Annotated in this window: 17 protein-coding genes; 7 read left to right on the top strand and 10 right to left on the bottom strand. The window is 66.3% G+C overall.

Annotated features, from left to right (window positions below):
* Window positions 1-47: 47 nt before the first annotated feature.
* The 6 genes from P3T42_RS01985 (at window position 48) to P3T42_RS01960 (ending at window position 8,713) form a co-directional block, all read left to right on the top strand.
* Window positions 48-263, top strand: a complete 216-nt coding sequence (locus P3T42_RS01985; protein WP_074298940.1) for a DUF2934 domain-containing protein — start codon at window positions 48-50, stop codon at window positions 261-263.
* A gap of 100 nt (window positions 264-363) precedes the next feature.
* Window positions 364-2,424: an AI-2E family transporter gene (locus P3T42_RS01980; RefSeq protein ID WP_429305025.1), complete on the top strand. Its 2,061-nt coding sequence runs from the start codon at window positions 364-366 to the stop codon at window positions 2,422-2,424.
* A gap of 331 nt (window positions 2,425-2,755) precedes the next feature.
* Window positions 2,756-4,906 carry an ATP-binding protein gene (locus tag P3T42_RS01975; RefSeq protein ID WP_429305024.1) on the top strand — a complete coding sequence of 717 codons (2,151 nt, stop codon included), beginning with the start codon at window positions 2,756-2,758 and terminating at the stop codon, window positions 4,904-4,906.
* 187 nt (window positions 4,907-5,093) lie between these two features.
* The gene (locus tag P3T42_RS01970; RefSeq protein WP_429305023.1) at window positions 5,094-6,119 is read left to right on the top strand and encodes an aldo/keto reductase; all 1,026 of its coding nucleotides are present in this window, start codon (window positions 5,094-5,096) and stop codon (window positions 6,117-6,119) included.
* Between the two features lie 490 nt (window positions 6,120-6,609).
* Entirely contained in the window at window positions 6,610-7,437 is an 828-nt protein-coding gene (locus tag P3T42_RS01965) for a creatininase family protein (RefSeq protein WP_429305022.1), read from the top strand.
* A gap of 100 nt (window positions 7,438-7,537) precedes the next feature.
* The gene (locus P3T42_RS01960; RefSeq protein ID WP_429305021.1) at window positions 7,538-8,713 is read left to right on the top strand and encodes a hypothetical protein; all 1,176 of its coding nucleotides are present in this window, start codon (window positions 7,538-7,540) and stop codon (window positions 8,711-8,713) included.
* A 14-nt stretch (window positions 8,714-8,727) separates the two neighbouring features.
* Here P3T42_RS01960 and P3T42_RS01955 read toward each other — a convergent pair whose 3' ends face one another.
* From P3T42_RS01955 to P3T42_RS01910, 10 genes are all read right to left on the bottom strand, one after another.
* Window positions 8,728-9,012: a hypothetical protein gene (locus P3T42_RS01955; protein ID WP_074298951.1), complete on the bottom strand. Its 285-nt coding sequence runs from the start codon at window positions 9,010-9,012 to the stop codon at window positions 8,728-8,730.
* The gene (locus P3T42_RS01950; protein WP_074298954.1) at window positions 9,009-9,524 is read right to left on the bottom strand and encodes a hotdog family protein; all 516 of its coding nucleotides are present in this window, start codon (window positions 9,522-9,524) and stop codon (window positions 9,009-9,011) included. The genes P3T42_RS01955 and P3T42_RS01950 overlap by 4 nt, the downstream gene beginning before the upstream one ends.
* Complete coding sequence (locus tag P3T42_RS01945) at window positions 9,521-10,354, bottom strand: beta-ketoacyl synthase chain length factor (RefSeq protein ID WP_429305020.1); 834 nt, start codon at window positions 10,352-10,354, stop codon at window positions 9,521-9,523. Before P3T42_RS01945 ends, P3T42_RS01950 begins: the two co-directional genes overlap by 4 nt.
* Window positions 10,351-11,580 carry a beta-ketoacyl-[acyl-carrier-protein] synthase family protein gene (locus tag P3T42_RS01940; protein ID WP_429305019.1) on the bottom strand — a complete coding sequence of 410 codons (1,230 nt, stop codon included), beginning with the start codon at window positions 11,578-11,580 and terminating at the stop codon, window positions 10,351-10,353. Before P3T42_RS01940 ends, P3T42_RS01945 begins: the two co-directional genes overlap by 4 nt.
* A 112-nt stretch (window positions 11,581-11,692) precedes the next feature.
* On the bottom strand, window positions 11,693-12,574 hold the full coding sequence (locus P3T42_RS01935; RefSeq protein WP_074298960.1) for a polysaccharide deacetylase family protein: 882 nt from the start codon (window positions 12,572-12,574) through the stop codon (window positions 11,693-11,695).
* Window positions 12,571-15,114, bottom strand: coding sequence for an MMPL family transporter (locus tag P3T42_RS01930; RefSeq protein WP_429305018.1), 2,544 nt, complete (start codon window positions 15,112-15,114; stop codon window positions 12,571-12,573). Before P3T42_RS01930 ends, P3T42_RS01935 begins: the two co-directional genes overlap by 4 nt.
* The gene (locus P3T42_RS01925; RefSeq protein ID WP_429305017.1) at window positions 15,114-15,785 is read right to left on the bottom strand and encodes an outer membrane lipoprotein carrier protein LolA; all 672 of its coding nucleotides are present in this window, start codon (window positions 15,783-15,785) and stop codon (window positions 15,114-15,116) included. The genes P3T42_RS01930 and P3T42_RS01925 overlap by 1 nt, the downstream gene beginning before the upstream one ends.
* 3 nt (window positions 15,786-15,788) lie before the next feature.
* The gene (locus P3T42_RS01920) at window positions 15,789-16,796 is read right to left on the bottom strand and encodes an acyl-CoA synthetase (protein WP_429305016.1); all 1,008 of its coding nucleotides are present in this window, start codon (window positions 16,794-16,796) and stop codon (window positions 15,789-15,791) included.
* Window positions 16,793-18,688: an AMP-binding protein gene (locus tag P3T42_RS01915; RefSeq protein WP_429305015.1), complete on the bottom strand. Its 1,896-nt coding sequence runs from the start codon at window positions 18,686-18,688 to the stop codon at window positions 16,793-16,795. Before P3T42_RS01915 ends, P3T42_RS01920 begins: the two co-directional genes overlap by 4 nt.
* Window positions 18,689-18,760: 72 nt before the next feature.
* Entirely contained in the window at window positions 18,761-19,417 is a 657-nt protein-coding gene (locus P3T42_RS01910; RefSeq protein WP_429305014.1) for a hypothetical protein, read from the bottom strand.
* A gap of 573 nt (window positions 19,418-19,990) precedes the next feature.
* On the opposite strand from P3T42_RS01910, the gene P3T42_RS01905 reads away from it, so the two are divergent.
* Complete coding sequence (locus P3T42_RS01905) at window positions 19,991-20,269, top strand: phosphopantetheine-binding protein (RefSeq protein WP_290439582.1); 279 nt, start codon at window positions 19,991-19,993, stop codon at window positions 20,267-20,269.
* The last annotated feature ends 19 nt before the right edge of the window (window positions 20,270-20,288 follow it).

Genomic DNA, 20,288 nt, shown 5'->3' with positions numbered 1-20,288 from the left:
TACAGGGCTTGCTGAACCCGAGTCACACACCCCACCAGGAGGCCAGCATGGACCAGCAGCAGGAGCAGTATCAGGAACTCGAACCGGTAAGCCGTGAAGAAAGGATTCGCACCCGCGCGTATTACCTGTGGGAGCAGGCTACCGATCCACGGGGCACGCCGGACGAATACTGGGAACAGGCTCGCGCCGAGGTGGAAAAGGAGTCGCCGGACGAGGACACGTCGAAGCACGGCGTGATCCCTACGCCCACGCATAAGAGCTAGCTGTACGGCGGGCGTCGCGCCTTGGCGCCTCGCCCTACACCTTGATCTGGACGGCGACGCCCACCGCAGGCCATCGAACGCAACCGGACTCACGCCCTCCATGAAAGACTTCGACGATCCACGCCTGACGCGAACCGCGACGCGCATCGCCGCGCCAAGTGCCGCGCTGGGCGTCGAGGGGCTGATCACGCTCGCGGTCGGCGTGCTGGCGGTGGCCGCGCTTTACTTCGCGCGCGACGTCCTGATTCCGATTACGCTCGCGATCATGCTCAGTTTTCTGGTCGCGCCGCTGGCGGATTTTCTGCTGCGCATCCGCTTCGGGCACGTCGCTTCGGTGTTCGCCGCGGTGCTGTTGTCGGTCTCGGTCATCGTGCTGCTCGGCAGCGTGATCGGCACGCAGCTCACCGAACTCGTCACCAACGGTCCGCGTTATCAGGCCACCATCGAGCGCAAGTTCGACACCGCGCACAATCTCACCGTCGGCAAGCTCGACCGCTTGATGGGCGTCGCCGGCCAGGCATTGCAGCGCGTGACCATCGAGCCGCAGCCGCCGGCCGCGGCGTCGCCTTCGACCTCGCACAGCGAGGTCGCGCCATCGTCCGAGGCGAGCGTCCCCGACGCCATGCCGGTGATCGTACGCGAGCCGGTGCCCACGCCGTTCGAACTGGCGCGGCGCTTCCTGTCGCCCGCCGTCAGTCCGCTCGAAACCGCGTTTATTGTGTTCGTCGTCACCATCGTCATCCTGCTGCAACGCGACGATCTGCGCGACCGGGCGATTCGCCTGTTCGGCTCGCGCGACCTGCATCGCACCACCACGGTGATGGACGAGGCCGCGCGGCGCCTGAGCCGCTATTTCGTTTCGCAGCTTGGCGTGAATGCCGGCGTGGGCGTGGTGATCGGCATCGGCCTGTACATCGTCGGTGTGCCGAGTCCCATCCTGTGGGGCATCATGGCCGCGCTGCTGCGGCTCGTGCCCTATGTCGGCATCTGGATTTCGGCGCTGCTCGCCACCGCGCTGGCGGCAGCGGTGAGCCCCGGATGGTCGATGGCGATCGGATCGCTGGCGCTCTTCGTCAGCGTGGAACTGGTGGTCGGGCAGGTGGTCGAGCCGCTGCTTTACGGGCATAGCACGGGGCTTTCGCCGTTTTCGGTGGTGGTGGCCGCGATCTTCTGGAGCTGGATCTGGGGGCCGATCGGCCTGATCCTTTCGACGCCGCTCACGCTATGCCTGCTGGTGCTGGGCCGCCATGTGCGGCGGCTCGAGTTTCTCGACGTGCTGCTGGGCGACCAGCCCGCGCTCACGCCTATCGAAAACTTCTACCAGCGCGCGCTGGCGGGCGACCCCGACGAAGCGCTCGCGCAAGCCGAGATCCTGCTGCGCGAGCGTTCGTTATGCGCGTATTACGACGAGGTCGCGCTCAAGGGCTTGCAACTGGCCGCCAACGATGTGCAACGCGGCAGCGTGACCGCGACGCAGCTCGCACGGATCGAGTCCGCCACGAACGACCTGATCGAAGGGCTCGACGCTTACCCCGACCATGACCCGGCGACTGAAAAACCGGAGGACAACTGGGCCGCCGTGGAGCCGCCCGGCGCGGATATGCCCGGCGTGGATACGCCTGGCGTGAACGCGGTATCGCCCACGGCGGACGAAGCAGCGCAGCGCACCGACGATCAACGCGCCTATGAACGCGCCGCGCTCAATCGAGCGGGACATCACGTGCTGTGCATTGCCGGACGCGGCCCGCTCGATCAACTGGCCACCAATGTGTTTCTGCAATTGCTTGGCAAGCACGCTCTGGATGGCCGCTCGCTGCCGCACGAAGCGGTTTCGCGCACGGCGATCGACACGCTCGATACAACGTCGGTGACGATCGTGTGCCTGTTCTATCTGCGCATCGAAGGCATTCCTTCGCATTTGCGCTACCTCGTCAAGCGCATGCGGCAGCGCCTGCCGCATGCGGCGATCATTGTCGGCCTGTGGCCGCAAGGGCAACCGGAAACGTGGAGCGAAGACCTGCAGGAGGCCATCGGCGCAGACTGCTACGCCACCTCGATGCGCGACATGCTGAACGCGTGCTGCAGGATCGCCGCGCCGGCTCAGGTCCAGAATCCGACGCCGGCGGAACCCGAGCGCGCAGTCGACGACCTCGCCGCCTGAGCCCGCTTTCAGGCAAGCGTGCCCCGCGCCCCCGTGCGATAGCGATCGTAGTGCCGGGCAATCTGGCGAGTGGGTCGTGGAACCCCGAACGACAGGCCAACCCCAGCCCAACCCCAGCCCAACCCAGGGCAATCACGGACCAAAGCCGCTTTAGCCTCGCAGCGCCACGCCATTGAACCGGCCGTTCACGCCATCTGTTTGTGCAGATGCGCGGCCTGTCGTACAGTCAGGCGAAACCGAAACCGGCCCGCCGCGCCGATCAGGCACGTCGCGTGCAGATGATCCGGAGCGGCCTACACTGAATCCATCTACCCTGGCAGGAGATCGTCACGTGCAACACGCGGAGCGCGCCGTCGTGGACTTACCGCTGCCGTTGCGCAACTTTGCTGCGACGCGGCGCATCCTGCTGGTGGTGCTGGCCGCGTCGATCCTGTTTCCGCTCGCCTGCCTGGTGGGCTACGGTTACCTCGACTATCAGCGCCGCATCGCCGACTCGGACGACATGATCGACCGCCTCGCCCGCGTGACCGACGAACAGGCAGTCAAGGTGCTGGACCTCAACCAGCAGATCAGCGCCCGCATCCTCGAACTGCTCGGCGGCGATGACGACGCCGCCATCCGCGCCCACGAGGCCGAGCTGCATCAGCGGCTGCGGGTGATCGGCGGCGACTTTCCGCAGGTCGCCGCCATCGCGGTGTTCGGCGCGGACGGCAAGCTGCTGGTCAACAGCCGGGCCTATCCGGTGCCGGCCATCTCGAACGCCACGCGCGACGATTTCGTCAGAGCCAAAGCCATCCGTCCCGAAGCTTACTTTTCCCTGCCGATGTACGGGCCGGTCTCGCAGACCGATGTCTTCAACACGACGCTCGGCCGCTCGGCGGCGGACGGCCGCTTTCTCGGCGTGGTCTCGATTGCCTTGCGCAGCGATTATTTCTCGCGCTTTTACGCTGACCTGACGGGCGGCGACCCGTCGCTCGCGCTCGGCCTGTACCGCCAGGACGGCCAGTTGCTGGTGCGCTATCCAGGCTGGCCGCCGGGTACGGAACCGCTCGCGCATACGCCGTTCACAAACGCACTGCGCGACAAGGAACTGTTCGGCCATGTCCGCATGACCTCGAGCGTCGACGGCGTGGAGCGGCTGCTGGCCTTCAGGCGGGTCGGCGACTATCCGCTCTATGTGATGAGCGCGTACGCCACCAACGCGATTTTCCAGCAGTGGTGGCGCCACTTCGTGCTGATTGCCGCGATCACGGTGCTGCCGTGCATCGCCGTCTGGCTGCTGGTGTTCTTCTCGCTGCGCCAGCTCGAGACCGAGCGTCTCGCCTGGGAGCGCTGGCAGGGCGAAGTGGCGATGCGTCTGTCCGCGGAGGCGTCGACCCGTCAGTTGCAGCGCATGGGCGCGCTCGGCAATCTGGTCGCCAATATCGCGCACGACTTCAACAATCTGCTGATGGTCGTCTCGGCCAACATGCAACTGGCGCGTCACAAGCACTTCAATCACGTCGAGCCCGAGGTCATGGCGGTGGAGCGCGCCACCGCCACCGCGGAAGCGTTGACGCGGCGCCTGTTGAGCGTGGCGAGGAAACAGCCGCTCAAGCAGGAGCCGATCGATCTGGCGAAGTGGCTGCCCGGCGCGGGCACCTTGATCGACGCGGCCGTGGGCGACAAGGTGCAGGTCAGCGTCAGCGTCGTGGTGGATAGCTGGCGCGTGCTGGCCGATCCCACGGAACTCGAATTCGCTCTCATGAACCTCGCGGTCAACGCGCGCGATGCCATGCCGCGCGGCGGCCGCTTCGTGATTCGTTGCCAGAACACCCGGCTGGTATCGAGCGACACGCTGTTGCCGGACGGCGAATACGTGCTGATCTCCTGTTCCGATGACGGCGAGGGCATGTCCGAAGCGGTGGCGCGCCGCGCCTTCGAGCCGCTTTTCACGACCAAGCTGCAGGGCTCGGGCACCGGCCTTGGGCTCGCCCAGGTGCTTGCCCTGTGCGAGCAGTCGGGCGGCACCGCGAAGATCGACAGCGTGCCGGGCAGCGGCACGACCGTGCGCCTGTATTTGCCGCGCTACCGCGAGCCGAGGGCGGTGGCGGGCGTGGTCGACGAAGCGGCGCTCGACGCGCGCTCGGCCTCGCAGGGCATGGTGCTGCTGGTGGAAGACAACGAGGACGTCGCCGCCGGCATCGCGGCGGTGCTGGAGACTTTCGGCTGCGAGGTGCATCACGAGGCCACCGCCGACCGCGCGCTCGATGTGTTGAGCGCCGGCGAGACCTTCGAACTGGTGCTGTCCGACGTGCAGATGCCCGGCAAGCTGAGCGGTGTCGATCTGGCCGAACGGGTGCGCCTCTCCTGGCCGAAGCAGAAGATCGTCCTCATGACCGGCTATGCCGACGAACTGGAACGCGCCAGACATATCGGCGTGGCGATTCTCGCCAAGCCGTTCAATATCGACGAACTGCATGCGCTGGTGAGCTGCGAGTAACGCTGGCCGGCGCCCCGCGGCTGATGCCGAAGCCATCACCCCGCATGACGCAGCCGGCAGGTAAAGTTGGCCGCCGCCTGGCATTTTTTACAGCGCGGCCGAGGCTTGCCCGTCTGCCGACAGGATCCCGAAGACGCGCGTAGACTGAAGCCCCGTTGCGCAGTGGCAACCTTATGGAGGATGTTCAATGGAATACAGATATTTGGGCGCGTCCGGTTTCAAGGTCCCGGTACTCAGTTTCGGCACGGGGACCTTCGGCGGCAAGGGCGAATTCTTCGAGGCGTGGGGCGCCACCGATGTGGCCGAAGCGCGCCGCCTGATCGATATCTGCCTCGATGCGGGCGTCTCGATGTTCGACAGCGCCGACATCTACTCGAGCGGTTCCTCGGAAGCCGTACTCGGCGAGGCCATCAAGGGCAAGCGCGACAAGGTCATCCTCTCGACCAAGGCCACCTTCCGTTTCAACGACGAGCCGAATAATGTGGGCTCGTCGCGCTTTCACCTGATTCAGGCGGTCGATGCCGCATTGAAGCGGCTGCAAACCGACTATATCGACCTGTTCCAGTTGCACGGTTTCGATGCCAGAACGCCCGTGGCCGAAGTGCTGTCGACGCTCGACGACCTCGTGCGCGCCGGCAAGATCCGCTATACCGGCGTGTCGAATTTTTCCGGCTGGCATCTGCAGAAGTCGCAGGATGTGGCGGACCGCTACGGCTATCCGCGCTATGTCGCCAACCAGGCGTATTACTCGCTGGTGGGCCGCGACTACGAATGGGAGTTGATGCCGCTCGGTCTCGATCAGGGCGTGGGGGCGGTGGTGTGGAGTCCGCTCGGCTGGGGGCGTCTGACCGGCAAGCTCAAACGCGGTCAACCGTTGCCGGAGAAGAGCCGCTTGCACAAGACCGCCGACATGGGGCCGCCGGTGCCGGACGAGTATCTGTTCCGCGTGCTCGACGCGATCGACGAAGTCGCCGCCGAAACCGGCAAGACCGTGCCGCAGATCGCGCTGAACTGGTTGCTGCAACGTCCTACGGTGTCCACCGTGCTGATCGGCGCGCGCAATGAAGAACAGTTGCGGCAGAATCTCGGCGCGGTGGGCTGGAATCTCACGCCCGAGCAGATGGCGAAGCTCGATGCCGCGAGCGCAGTGCGGCCCGCGTATCCGTATTGGCATCAGGAAGGGTTTGCGGAACGCAATCCGTCGCCGGTATGAGGCGGTGCTTTGAGCCTTGAGCCTTGAGCTTTAAGTTTTGTTTTGATCCTTGCGATGGCCTTCAGCGCGTGGCGCGATGCAACGCGCTGAAGGTGGCGAGCGCGGCTTAACGAGCACGATGGTCGTGACGCAGTATGTTCATCTGCCGGGAACGATGCTCGCGCTCAGGTGCCCGCGCTAGCTCGTCACGACAACATCTCGATCATGGCGACGATCAACGTGAATGCGCCGATGCACCCCCCGAGGGTCAACGCGCTTTGCATGAAGTGCGACATAAACAGGTCTCCAGGCGTTAAAGATGAACGCCATTTAACAGCAATCGAAAGAATAAAGAAAGCTAAAAGAAAGATTTGAGGCCGCAAATTGCCCAGGGAAAACCCGTGGCGAGGCGCCTCATTGCCGTGCCTCGGCGACCCAGCAATTGCATCTCCATGCGCGGACGCGGCGGATATACTCACAGCGTCGTCAATCTTCCGGGATGGGACCTGTCATGCGTTTTTCATCGCGGCGCTCATTTACGTCGGTCGTTGCGTCGATCGTCTTGCTGATCGCCACACAAAGCGCTTTCGCGCAAACGCCGAAAACCGTATTCCTCGAAAACCTGACCTGGACGGAAGTGCGCGACGAAGTGGTGGCGGGCAAGACCACCATCATCATTCCCATCGGCGGCACCGAACAGAGCGGTCCCGACGTGGCGCTCGGCAAGCACAACGCGCGCGTCGCCGTGCTGTCGCAGCGCATCGCCCAGCAGCTCGGCAATGCGCTTGTGGCGCCGATCATCGCCTACGTGCCCGAGGGCGGCTACGCGCCGCCGACGTCGCACATGAAGTTTCCCGGCACCATCACGATCCCCGACGATGTGTTCGAAAAGCTGCTGGCCTCCGCGGCCAATAGCTTCGCGGTGCACGGCTTCAGGAACATCGTGTTTCTCGGCGACCATGGCGGCTATCAGAACGACGTCAAGCGTGTCGTCGCCCAGTTGAACAAGTCATGGGCCGGCACGCCGGCGCGGGCCTTCGTGCCGCCGGAGTACTACGGCACCAGTTCGGACGGGTACTCGGAAATCCTGCGCCAGCATGGCTTTCACGATGACGAAATCGGCACCCACGCCGGACTCGCGGATACCGCGCTGCTGCTCGCGGTCGCGCCGCAAATGGTGCGCGTCGAGCGCTTGCGCAGTGGTCCTAAGCTTGGGCCGGCAGACGGTGTGTACGGCGGCGATCCGCGTCGGGCGACGGCGGAACTCGGCCAGCTAGGAATCGATGCGATCGTGTCGAGAACCGTCGACGCCATCAGGAAAGACACGGCAGGGCGCTGAGCCGATGCGGCATGGCCTCGCTCGCCGCCAGCCGCTCGTCCCCAAGCCGTTTGCCTCACGCCGTTTGCGTCTGCGTCATCCACTCATGGAGGTCTTCGCTATGGCTTACCGTTCCGCTCGCTGGCTGCGGCTCGCATCGTCTGTTGGCGTGATTCTGGCGGGTCTATCGATCATCACGGACCCGGCCCGCGCGGCCTCGTCCGTGACGACCGTTCCAGGCATGCCGCCGGTGGTCAACGCGAGCAACCTGTACGGCGAAGCAGGCGTCAACCATATGAGCCCGGCGGTGGCGGGCGCCTTGCAACGGGTCTATGTGCCGAACCTGCGCTCGAACGACGTCTACGTGATCGACCCAACCACGCTCAAGGTGGTCGACCGCTTTCCGGTGGGACTGAGCCCGCAGCACGTCGTGCCGTCCTGGGATCTGCAGACGCTGTGGGTGGCCAATAACGCCGAGGGCCGGCCCGACGGCAGCCTGACGCCGATCGATCCGAAGACCGGCAAGCCGGGCAAGGCGGTGATGGTCGACGACCCGTACAACATGTATTTCACGCCCGACGGCAAGGAAGCGATCGTGGTCGCCGAAGCCCGTGCGCGGCTCGACTTTCGCGACGCCCATACGATGGCGCTCAAGTCGAACCTCGACGTGCCGGAATGCAAGGGCATCAACCACGCGGACTTTTCGATCGACGGCAAATACGCACTCTTCACCTGCGAGTTCGGCGGCAAGCTGGCGAAGATCGATCTGGTGAACCGCAAGGTGGTGGGCTATCTGCAGCTCGAAGCGAAGGGCATGCCGCAGGACATCCGCATTTCACCGGACGGCAAGGTGTTCTATGTGGCCGACATGATGGCCGACGGCGTGTTCGTGGTGGACGGCGACAGCTTCACGAAGATCGGCTTTATTCCGACCGGCGTCGGCACGCATGGGCTGTATCCGAGCCGCGACGGCACGAAGCTGTACATCTCGAACCGCGGCTCGAATCGCGTGCATGGGCCGAAGCATGGCAAGGGCAGCATCTCGGTGCTCGACTTCGCGACGCGCAAGGTGCTGGTCACCTGGCCGATTCCAGGCGGCGGCAGTCCCGACATGGGCAACGTCAGCGCGGACGGCAAGGTGCTGTGGCTATCGGGCCGCTTCGACGACGTGGTGTACGCCATCGATACCACCACAGGCGCCGTGCATTCGATTCCGGTCGGCATGGAGCCGCACGGGTTGACGGTGTGGCCGCAACCGGGGCGCTATTCGCTGGGACATACGGGGAATATGCGCTGAGGCGCACGGGGCGCTTACGTCTTTTCCTTCACCCAGCGCTTGGTGGCGTGGTAGCCATTGCGCGTGCCGTTCGCAATCGCATGGCCCGCGCTCCTGGCGCCATGCGCCACCGCATGACCGGCCGTCTTCGCGCCGTGCGCAACCGCATGGCCGGCATTGCCGATCGCGTGTCCCGTTTCCTTGCCGGCGGTCTTCACATCGGTTTTGAACTGATGAGCCCCCTCGGCGAAGTCCGCATGGGCCAGCGGCGTAAGCGCGGCGAGCGTCAGCGTGACGAGCGACAGCCTGAACTTCTTCATGACACAGATCCAAAGTGAGGGCCGGGGCTCAAGGCACGCGCGGCCGTTAGGGTAGCGCCGCTCGCATCGAGCATGACGGTGGCGCGGCCGGTCAGCAGCAGACGCTCGTCACACCGCAAGGCAAAGCGGTAGAGGATGTTGTTGTCGTTGCCGCTCAGACGCTCGGCTTCGACGTTTAACGGGCCGCCCAGCGTGTCGAGCCGTGCGACTTGCGCCTCGACATCGCGCACGCTGGCGAGAAAACCCGCGCGCGGCCGGTCCTGGGAAGCCCCGAGCAACGCGCCGTGTACGGCCATCGCCTGCGCGGCGTACTCGATGCCGCACACTGCCGCGAGACGTCCCTGCGCACGCAGCGGATTGTGCGGATCCCGATGACTGGTGGCCGTGCAGCGGATATGCTCGGCATCCCATTCGACCACCTGGTCGAGCAGGCACATCGAGCCGCTATGCGGAATATGCGCGGCGATCCACGCATGGTCGAGCGGCGGCGAGAGCGGAAAGCTGGACGTCATGATGCGGATTCGCCCGAGTGGTTCGACATTGCATCGGACATCGTAATGTCGAGTTGCAACTGAACGTCCTGCAGATAGTCGAGCACCACGTTCGACGTGTGGTGTGCCGCCAGCGCGTCGAGCAACGGCAGCGCGCGGGCAGCCGGATTGCCGAGCCGCAATGCTTCGAACTCCGACGCGGCGAGCACGGTCGCGGGCGTGTCGGTGAGCCGGGCGTCGATGCGCGCGAGCGTGTGCGCGCTTTGCGTCGGCGCGAGCACCAGCGCCACGCCGAAGGCATCGGGGATCGGCCGCACTTCGCGCATCGGCGCGGGGTAGTCGGTATCGAAGGCGATCAGCAGGGTGGGCACGCCGTCGACCGCCACCTGGCAGAGCGCTTCCAGCAGACCCGCGGCAAAGCTGCCGTCATACGCGCTCAATACGTTGGACGGCGCCATCGCCCGCGTGGCGATGCTCCAGTAGCCGGCCGGCGCGTTATGAACCGAGTTGTGAAATCGCGTCGGCGAAAGCGCACGGTCTTCGCCCGCGAGCGTCTCGCAGATGACGTGGCAGTTCTGACCGTCGCCGCCCGAGGCGGCGAACACCGTGGCGAGCGACGCGGCATCGCGGCCGCTCGCCGCCACCGCCTCATGACCGACCGCGAGCGCGAGTTTGACGCCCGTGCCGGTGCGGCGCCGCTCGGCGGCGGGCAGACTGGCCGGCGCGGGAACGACGGCGCGCGCGGCCACATAGGGCGCACGTCCGGCGAGCAGGTCTTGCGCCTCGGCCCAGTTGTTCAGGCCAGGCCCGAGCAAGCCGACGCTTTCGATAAAGGCACGCAGGGCGATCATAGGGACGCGCCTCCGTGAAGTGCGCGGTCGGCACGCGCGAACAGCAGGCTGCAATTCGTGCCGCCAAAACCGAACGAATTGCTGAGGATGGTGCGTAGCCTGGCGGGGCCACCCGTCAACTGATAATTCAGTCCGAGCGCCGGATCGGCTTCGGTGGTGTTGATGCCGGCGGGCAGCCATTGCTCGCGCAAGCTGAGCGCGGCGATCACGGCTTCGAGCGCCCCGGCGGCTCCAAGCGTATGACCGGTTGCGCCCTTGGTCGAGCTGCACGGCGTGGCGTCGAACAAGGCCTGGACCGCGCAGCTTTCCGCGGCGTCGTTGCTCGGCGTGGCCGTGCCGTGCAGGTTGATGTAGTCGATTCCGTCTGCGTCGATGCCGCTGCTCGCGAGCGCCTGCTCCATCGCGAGGCGCGCACCGAGTCCTTCCGGATGCGGCGACGACATATGGTAGGCGTCGCTCGATTCGCCGATGCCGACGAGCAGGATCGCCCCATCGGGCGAGGGTGCCTCGTTCGCCTCCGGCGCACGTTCGAGCAGCGCGAACGCCGCCGCCTCGCCGATGGAAATACCGCTGCGGTGGGTATCGAACGGTTTGCAGGGCGCGGGAGACAGCAGCTCGAGCGAGTTGAAGCCGTACAGCGTGGTGAGGCAAAGCGAATCGACGCCGCCCACCACGGCGGCATCGATCAATCCAGCGGCCAGCATGCGGCGCGCCGAGGCGAACACCTTGGCGCCCGAAGAACAGGCCGAGGAGATCACGAACGCCGGTCCTTGCAGCCCGAAGAAGGCGCGCACGAACGCCGCCGACGAATAGGGGTTATGTGTCCCGGCGTAGTGGAAACCGGCGGGCAGGGCGCCGCTTTGCGGATCGCGTCGGCGGTAGGCATTTTCGGTTTCGAGAATGCCCGCAGTGCTGGTGCCGATGAACACGCCGACGCGCTGCGCACCATGACGCCGCGCCGTCGCGGCAACCGCCTCGGCAAAGCCATCCTGCGCGAGGCCCAGTTGCGCGAGCCGGTTGTTGCGGCAGTCGAAGTCGTGCAGATCGGCGCACACCGGCTCGGCATCGACGTCATCCACTTCGCCGATCCACGTGTCGAGCGTCGCGCGTTCGAAGCCGCACGGCGCGAGGCCGCTGCGTTGTGCGCGCAACGCCTCGAGCGTGGCGTCGAGCCCGCGGCCGATACAGCTCGTGGCGGTAAAGTGCGTGAGCACAAGAGGTTTCACAACGATTCAGTCCTGTTACGGTTCAGTGGACTAGCGCAGCGCGGGCTGACGCGCTCGATGCGATAGCGCCACAGTCTATCTATCCATGGTAGCAAAAGGCGTGCGCGCACCGTCATCCGCGAACCTCGCTTTCGAGCTCCGGCGCAATCGCCGCGCGCAACGTGGTGCAGCGCAACTGGGCGGCAGCGGCCGCGTCGAGTACGGCCGGCAGCACGTCGAGCACCACTGGCCGATGGCGCGCGTCGCGGGCCGGATGGCCGTCGTGCACGAGCAGGATGTCGCGCGGCGCGAGGCCGCGCAGCAGGCGCTGCGTCACCACGGCGGCATCGCGGGTGCGGGTGTCGAAGCCGCGCCGGGTCCAGCTCGCCAGATGCAGCCCGAGCCGGCACAGCACCGGTTCGAGAAACGGATTGCGCAGGCCGGCCGGAGCGCGAAAAAACAGCGGCCGCACGCCGCCGATCTCGGTGAGCGTCTGTTGCGCCGCGGCGATCTCGCGCGCCAATGCGGCCGGACCCAGCAAGGAAAAGTTATGACGATGCCGCTGACTGTGGTTCTCCACCGCATGGCCGCGAGCGACGATGGCTTCGACGCAATGCGGATGGCGGCGAGCCGCCTCGCCGATGCAGAAGAAGGTCGCGCGGGCATCGTAGCGATCGAGCAGGTCCAGCACGCGCGGCGTGACTTCAGGGTCCGGGCCGTCGTCGATGGTGAGCGCGATCTGCCTGCCTGCGCTTTCCGGCAGCGTCGTCCAGTTCAGGCCGAGCAAGGCGCTGCGCGGCCACAGTCCGGCCGCCGTCAACGCCAGATGCGAGGCGACCACGCTGCCCACCGCCCACGGCCATAGCGCGGGCTGCAGCACGACCGCGGCAGCCGCGCCGGCATGCAGCACGGCCGAGCCCTTGATAAACGGCGACGGCTTCCAGCGCCGTGCCGTGCCGGGTGCCGCCGGCGTGGCGCGCGAAGCGGAAAGCAGGTGAGGAGGCGTCGAGTTCATACGCGCTCTCCGCTGCGTTGCTCAGTCGCCACCGGCGGTGTCACGCGTGTCGCACGCGTGATGGCCGGCGCGAGAATCGCCGAAAACAGCAAGGCGAGAATCGCACCCGGACCCACCGTCAGACCGAACGCCTTGAGCAGCGGCACACGTGCCAACGCCAGCAGCCCGAAGCCGGCCACCGTCGCCAGATTGGCGATCAGCAGCGAGACGAGCGTCTGCGGCGCGATGCTGGGTACACCGCTCGACCCATGGTTCGGCTGGTTGAAAAACAGCGCGTAGTTCGACCCTACCGCGACGATCAGCAGCATGCCGATCAGGTGAAGAATCGTCAGTTGTTCGCCTGCCAGCGCGAGCCCCGCACAGACCACCAGCACCGCGGCGATCAGTGGGGCGAGCGTGCGCACCACGGCCTGCGGCGAACGCAAGGCGATCAGCAGCAGTACGACGATCGCGCCGAGCCCGGCCAGCGACAGGTGGATGTCCTCGCGCACGTAGTTGATGTAGAGACGATCGGCTTCGGCCTTCATGTCGACGAAGAGCGCGTCCGGCACTTGTGCGCCGGCTACGGCCGCGCGGATCGTGTCGGCGTCGAGACTGGGTTCGTTCGCCGTGCCGGCCTGTGCTGCGCGATGCGCGCTATCCGGTGCACGCAGCGACAGCATCGCGCTCCAGCGGCCGGCGCGTTCGGTCAGCAAGGCGTCGACCGCAAGCGCCATGGACGTGCCGCGCAGATCCGCACGTTGCAAGAGCGGTTGCTGGCGGGCCGCCTGAACGTCGGCGATGAACGGGGCGAAAGCGTCCGGCTTGACGCCAATCGACTGGTTCGCGACCGCCTCGCGCATGCGCGTGGCGAGCACCTCGGCGGACGGCAGGCTGGCAAGGCGGGCACGCTGCGCGGCCACGCTCGGCAGGTAAAGCGCAGGGCTTTCGAACCCGGCCAGCACGCCTTTGTCCACCAGCGGCTGCAATTGCGCCGAGACCTTTTCTGCGCCTTCCAGCACCGCTTCCTGGCTTGCGCCCGAGATCACGACCAGATAACGCACATCGGGTGCGCCGACATCGGCGCGCAGGCTTTCGTCGAGCGCCAGGCTTTGGCGCGACACCGGACTGAGCGCGGAGAGTTCGTGGCTCCAGACCTGGCCGCGATGAAACACGAGCGTGGCAACCGACGCCACCAGCAACGCCACCAGCGGCCAGCGCAAGCGCGGCGCAGCGGCGGTGATCCTCGCGAGTGCCGCGCCGAGCGGGGCGACGTCGCGAATCGCAAAACGGGCGCCGCGCAGATGCGGCAGCACGAAGCGCGTGACGAGCGCGGCCGTCGTCAAACCGGCGATCGAATACAGCCCGAGTTGCACGAGACCGGGAAAACCGGAGAACAGCATCGAGGCGAAACCGCAGATCGAAGTCAGCACGCCGAGGCGGATGGTCGGCCAGTACTGGGCAATCCATTCGCGCAGCGCAGGGTCGCCGCGCGTGGCCGACGAACCGGCGGCGAGTGTCGTGCCTTGGGCCTGCACACGCGAGGACTGCACGAACAGATAGATCGAATAATCCACCGCTTCGCCGATCAGCGTCGTGCCGAAACCGAGCGTGATGCCATGCACTGTGCCGAACGCGAGGCTGACGGCAGCCAACCCCGCTGCGACGCCCGACAGCACCGGCAGCAAACCGAGCACGAGCGTGAGAGGCGAGCGGTACACCACCAGCAGCAGCGCGACGATCAGCGCGAGGCTGACGGCGGAAAGCCGCGCGACGTCGTGCTTGATGTTGTCGCGCGTTTCGACGGAAAACACGCCCGGTCCGGTCATCAGCAGATGGTAGGACGCGGGGTTCGGCAGGGCGTGCGTAGCGGCATCGAAAGCGTGCTGCACGGTGGCGATGGCACGGGCCTGGGCATCGGTGTCGGAGCCCGCGCCCGCGGTCTGCACGACCAGCACCGCCCGCTTGCCGTCGCGCGAGGCCCACACGCCGTCCTGCGACGACGGCTGCGCGCCGCTGTCGAGCCGGTTGACGAGCGCGGCGACTTCGCCGGTCGGATCGTGCGGCAGCAGGTCCTTGGTGAACATGCCCGCCGACGAGCCCAGCAGATCGAGACTGTCGCCGAGCGCCTGATGCAGCCCGTCGACCGAAAAGCGCTGCGGCGTCACCGCCGGACTCAGCATATAGCGATGCGCGAAGATGAACTGCTGATCGCGCGCCTCGCTGACCGGCTCGCCGTTGTTGACCGAGGCGAACTGCGCATCGCCGCGCAGGGCGGCCGCCACATTGCGCGAGAGCGTCGCCCGTGCGGCGGGGTCGCCGCCTTCGATGCCAACCAGAATCAGCCGCGACACCAGGCCGTCGCGCAACTGGTCGACCAGCACGCGCTGCCCGGCGCTCGGCGAGCGCGGCAGGAACGCGGACAGGTCGGCGGTAAAGGTAGTACGGCTAATGATGACGGCGCACGCCAGCAGGAACACGAGCCACACCAGCACAGCGCGCTGCCTCAGCGGCCGGCCGATGCCGCGCGGTGACGTGCCGGCGGAAGGCGGCTCGCGCATCACTGGGCCGCGTCGTTTTGCAGGCGCATCAGCGAATGATCGCCGTCGGCCTGCTGGATCGCGACCGTATGCAGCAGGTCGCGCGTGCCGGTCAGCGTGATGGTGCTGACCGTCTTCAGCATGCGCGCATCGAGCGGCGTGAGCGTCAAGGTCCAGTCGTCGCCGCTGCCCGCGACCGCCACCTTGTACACCTGCTCGAGCGCGAAGCGGTTGCCCGTCAGCGTCGCGCGAAGGCTCTCGATAAAGGCCGACAACTCCGGATACTGCGTCAGCGCGAGCGTGTACTTGTGACCGTTACGGGCGATGGTCAGCTTGTCGCCGTCGACCACGAGGTCTTCCGGCTTCGGATTGTCGGTGCGCTTTTCCAGATGGTCGGGTGCGGTGAACACCAGTTCGCCCGAGGAAGTGACAGGATCGGTGGCGATCGACAGGTACTTGGTTTCCACGAAGCTCGCATGCCCCGATTTCTTCTGGCCGAGCGTGGACATCAGGCGGTCGAGATTCCAGCCGGAAGCGCCGGGAGTGGCCGCTTGCGCGGTGTCCGCTGCGTTTGCGATGTCCGTGACGTCCGTGACGAAGGCCGCTGCGACGAGGGTCACGAGCGCGGCGAGCACGCGAGCCTTGCGACGCAACGGTAGTGGTTCACGGGACGGTGGGCGTGCGGCAATCATGCGTCAGGTGTTCCTGCTGGGAGTGGTCAGATCCGCGCTGGCGGTCACCGCTTTAGCGCCGCTTCGAGCGGCGGCCCCGGCAGCCGTAGCGGCTGTTTCAGCGGCGGATTCGGTTTGCCAGAAGTCGAAATAGTTGAACCAGTTATAGGGCGCCGCGCGGCAGTGCTGCTCCAGCAAGGCGACATAACGCACGAGGGCGGCCTCGACTGCGGCGCCGCGTTCGCTGCGTTCGACCTGCGAGAAATCCGCCAGTGTTTCGAAGTGGATATCGTAGCGGTTGCCGCCGCGATACAAGCCGGTCATGAAGATCACCGGACGCCTAAGCATGGCCGCCATATGCAGCGGCCCGAGCGGAAACGCGGCCGGCTTGCCGAGAAAATCGACCCAGCGCACCGAGTCGCGCGCATCGCCCAGCAAGGTGCGGTCGGCGAGAATGCCGATCATGCTGCCGCTGTCGAGATACTCGCGCACCTTCAGCATGGAATCGACCTGGCCCAGCCCGATCACGTCCTGTTTCGCGGCCGGATTGATGGAAGCGAGAATCGCATTGATACGGCGAGCGTTGTCCTCGTACATGGTGACGGCCACGCGCAGATTCGGCTGGGTGCGGCCGACCGCGCGCACCACTTCGAAGCTGCCCAGATGTGCGCCGATCAGAAACGCGCCGTGTCCTTCGGCAAGCGTGGCGCTGATCAGTTGTTCGCCGGACAGACGCAGGTCGAACAGATCGAAGCGTTCGTTGAGCAGATAGATGCGGTCGTGGATGGTCGCGCCGAACGCCACGATATGCCGCCAGACATCGCGCCAGGTCGCCGGCCGGCCTAGCGCACGCGTGAGGTAGGCGCGCGAGGCCTTGCAGGCGGCCGGCGAAAACAGCACGAAATAGATGCTGGCCGGCGCAATCACGATACGGCTCAGGCGCCGGCCGAGGCGCAGCGACAGCCACGTCATGAAGCGCATCATCGGCAGGTTGCTGCGCTCCTCGCGCTGGGTCCAGGCGGGCCGCTTCATGACACGGTCTCCGCGACCGGCTCGGGTGCGGCCAGCACGCCGCTGGCAACCGCGCGTTGTCCTGCGCTGACGGTGAAGCGGATCGCGCCGCTGGCGGTGGTTTCGAACACGAGATCGAGCGGCGCGCCCGCTTCAGCCGGACTCGGGAACTTGGCGGAACTGAGGCGGCAGGCGTCGAGCGAACGGTTCAGCGCGGCGCCGATCGCGCTGATGGCATGGTCGAGCAGCACCACGCCCGGCACGATCGGCTGGCCGGGGAAGTGTCCGGGGAGGGCGGCGTGGTCGGCGGGGATCGTGAAGGTGAGGGGGTGCGTGGCCGGCCGGGTTGTCGAAGGGGCGAGCGTCCGCTCTATGGTCGAGCTTGCCGCGCGCGCCGCGATCGGGCTGGCCGGCGCATTGGCGTCCGAGCGCGTGGTGGCGGTCAACGCCGCGCGCGCGTGTTGCTCGACGAGGCGCGTGAGGACGTCGCGCGGCAGCTTGCCGGTGGCGTTGCGCGGCAGCGCGTCGACGAAGAACAACGGGCGCGGCATGAACGCCGCGTCGATGCGTTCGCGCAGCGCGCGCTGCAGATCGGCGGGCGCAAGGTCCGGCGCCACCACGAACGCCAGCAGACGCGTGACATGCTCGCCGCGTCGCGTGGTAGCGTCGGCGCTGGCGGGCTCGTCCGGCATGAAGAACACGCCATCGACCACGCCGGATATCTCGTTCAACTGATGATTCAGGTAGCCGAGCGAGGTCCGCTTGCCGGCGATATTGATGAGATCGCCCTTGCGGCCATGCAGCAGAAAATGGCCGGCGTCGAGCAGTTCGAGCGCGTCGCCCATCGGCACCGGCACTTCGATATGGCCGCCGGAGACCCAGACGGTGGCATCGTCCGGCTCATCGGTTTTGTCGCTCGGTGCATCCGCAGCGTGTCCGGCGTTCGCCCGACGCCGGGTCTCCAGTCGGATGTCCGGATAGAGCCGCCAGTCCGCTCGCTGCGCGGTGCGGCGCGTGGCGATCTGGCCGCTTTCCGTACTGCCGTAGATCTCGAGCAGCGGCGCATCGAGGCGAGCCTCGGCGGTGCGCGCCAGGTCCGCCGCCAGCGGCGCGGTCGCCGACACCATCAACGAAACCGGCGGCAACGCCTGGCCCGACATCATCAACGCGCGCAGATGAACCGGCGAGGTCACCAGCACGCGCGGTTGCGGAACGGCGGCGAGTTCCGCGGCGATATCGCCGGGGTAAAACGGTTGCCCGTTACTGAAGGCGAAGCCGCCGATCAGCGCCAGCAACACCGTGTTCTCGAAGCCGTACATATGCTGCGGCGGTACGGTGCCGACCAGCGTGCAGGCGCCCATCCCGTTCAGCCCAAGGCGGGCCGCCGAGGTGCGCAGGCACTTGACCAGATCGCCCCACTTCTTGCCGTGCGGCACCGGCACGCCGGTCGAACCGGAGGTGAACAGATAGGCCATGACCTGCCCGGCGTCGATCCGCGGCACGGCGATATCGGCATGGGTGTCTGCATGGGCGTCGGCGCCGGCTTGAACGCGAGCGGGCGCATCAACTTCACCGGACTCCGAAGGAAAACAGAAACGCGGCAACTCGACGCTGCAGTGGGCGCTATCGTGCAGACAGAACGTGTCCGGTGCGAACGACGCCAGTTGCCGCACCGCTTCCGGCGTATGCGCGGAAGGCAGCAGGCTGATCTTGCCGGCCACCAGCGTCGCGCACAGGCCGACCGCGAAACGATAGCGGTCGGTGCACATGTTGAACACATGGCCGCCCTCGGGCAGCGCCTTCGCGACACGTGTCACGTCGGCGAGAAACGCGCGCACGGAGACCGGCGAGCCGTCGCGCCAGGCAATCGTCTGGGTGGACGACGAGTGGAACAGCAGAGGAAGGCTCGGCATAGCGTCAGTCGAAGCAGTGGCTGTGAGTCCGCACGGGTGTCGCTCGACGCCGTGCGGAGATTAAACCTGAATTCATTGTGCGCGTTCGGCGCGGCCGTGCATCGTATGACGGTAAGCGCGGGCGGCGGCGATCATGCTGGAGCGCTGCACATTGGGCAGCGCCACGCGCCGCCAGGCATGTTCCCCGACGAACATGACCGCGACCAGCGGCAGCGTCATGTAATTGGCGAAGGTTGACCATACAACCAGTGGCGCCGTGACGAACAGCAGCGTCGACAGGCCCGCGATGGCGAGAAAGAACGCCGCCCACGCGACCGTGATCTGGCGGGTGTAGTGCGCGACCGACGGCGTCAGCGTGCCATGCACCACGGCGGCGAACTGGCTGCACAGCGGCTGGCGGCCGGCTGCCAAGGTGCGGCCGAACACGAACGCCATGACGAGGTTGATGCTCAGATGTTCGAGATACGCGCCCCATTCGAAGTGACGCACGAGCGGTGCGCGTCCCAACCATAGCGCGACGCAGCCGCACGCCCATAGCGGCAACAGCCAGACGCGTTGCGGCGTGCGGGCAGCCGCGGCGAGCGCGATCAGGAGCAGCGGAGCCACCACCACGGCGAGGCCGAAACCCTCGGCGCCCGGCGTGCTGGCCGCGTAGTGCGTGCCGAGCTCGCAGGCGGCGATCACGCCGACCGTGGCCGCGCCACGCACGATACGGTTTAGCTGCGCCATGACGCGCCTCCGGCGTAACGGGACCATGCAGGGGACAACGCAGGCCGCTTTCCACCGGACGCCGCCCTGTGGAAGGCCTCGCAGAACACATCAGGAATAAGGTCGATACGCTGCATATAGGGGAATTTTTCCAAGCCGGTTCGTAGCCGAAGCGCCGGTTCTTTCATCACATGAATAGCGCGCCGTTCTCCGACGATATCTGTATCACGCATTTTCTGTTCCCGATCGGAACCTGATAACAGACTCGCCCTGGCGCGCCGGGTTCGCAACCGGTTTTGTAACTGTTTGTGTGGCCGCGCGTCGCGAGCGCGGCGGGCGCAATTCTAGCGTACCGTCCCCACTCAGGCGCAGGGCGGGTTTCGCCTTTCGCACCCTTACGCGGCGCGCGTGCAGGGCAAAACGTCGTGTAACCCTTTCTGGGTATACGAGGCGCAACGGCTTCGTCTAGAATCGCCCCAGACTTACAATCTTGAAAAGCGGGCAGATTGCCGGTCCGACAGGGGTGGAGGCCGCGCAGCCAGGGCTCGCGCAAGGCTCGGGTACTGGCCGCTCTCACCCCTTCCATTGGCATGGATCCCGGCACATAAGACAATGAATAAACTGGAAGAAGAGCTCGCCGCGCTGATCGTCGGCGAATTGAATCTCGAAGACGTGCAACTCGATACCGTCACGGCCGATACGCCGTTGTACGGCGACGGGTTAGGGCTCGACTCGATCGATATCCTTGAAATCGCGCTGTTGATTTCGAAGAAGTACGGCTTCGAACTGCGTTCGGACAACCCGGACAATCAGAAGATTTTCGCCACGCTCGGCGCGCTCGCGGCCTATGTGGAGGCGCATCGCGTCCGCTGATGGCCGGCGCGCATCTCAT

It is taken from the genome of Paraburkholderia sp. GAS38 (assembly GCF_050434965.1).
GTDB classification, from domain to species: Bacteria; Pseudomonadota; Gammaproteobacteria; order Burkholderiales; family Burkholderiaceae; genus Paraburkholderia; species Paraburkholderia phenazinium_A.
The sequence above is the reverse complement of the archived record's forward strand: the minus strand, read 5'-3'. Positions and strand labels throughout refer to the sequence as shown.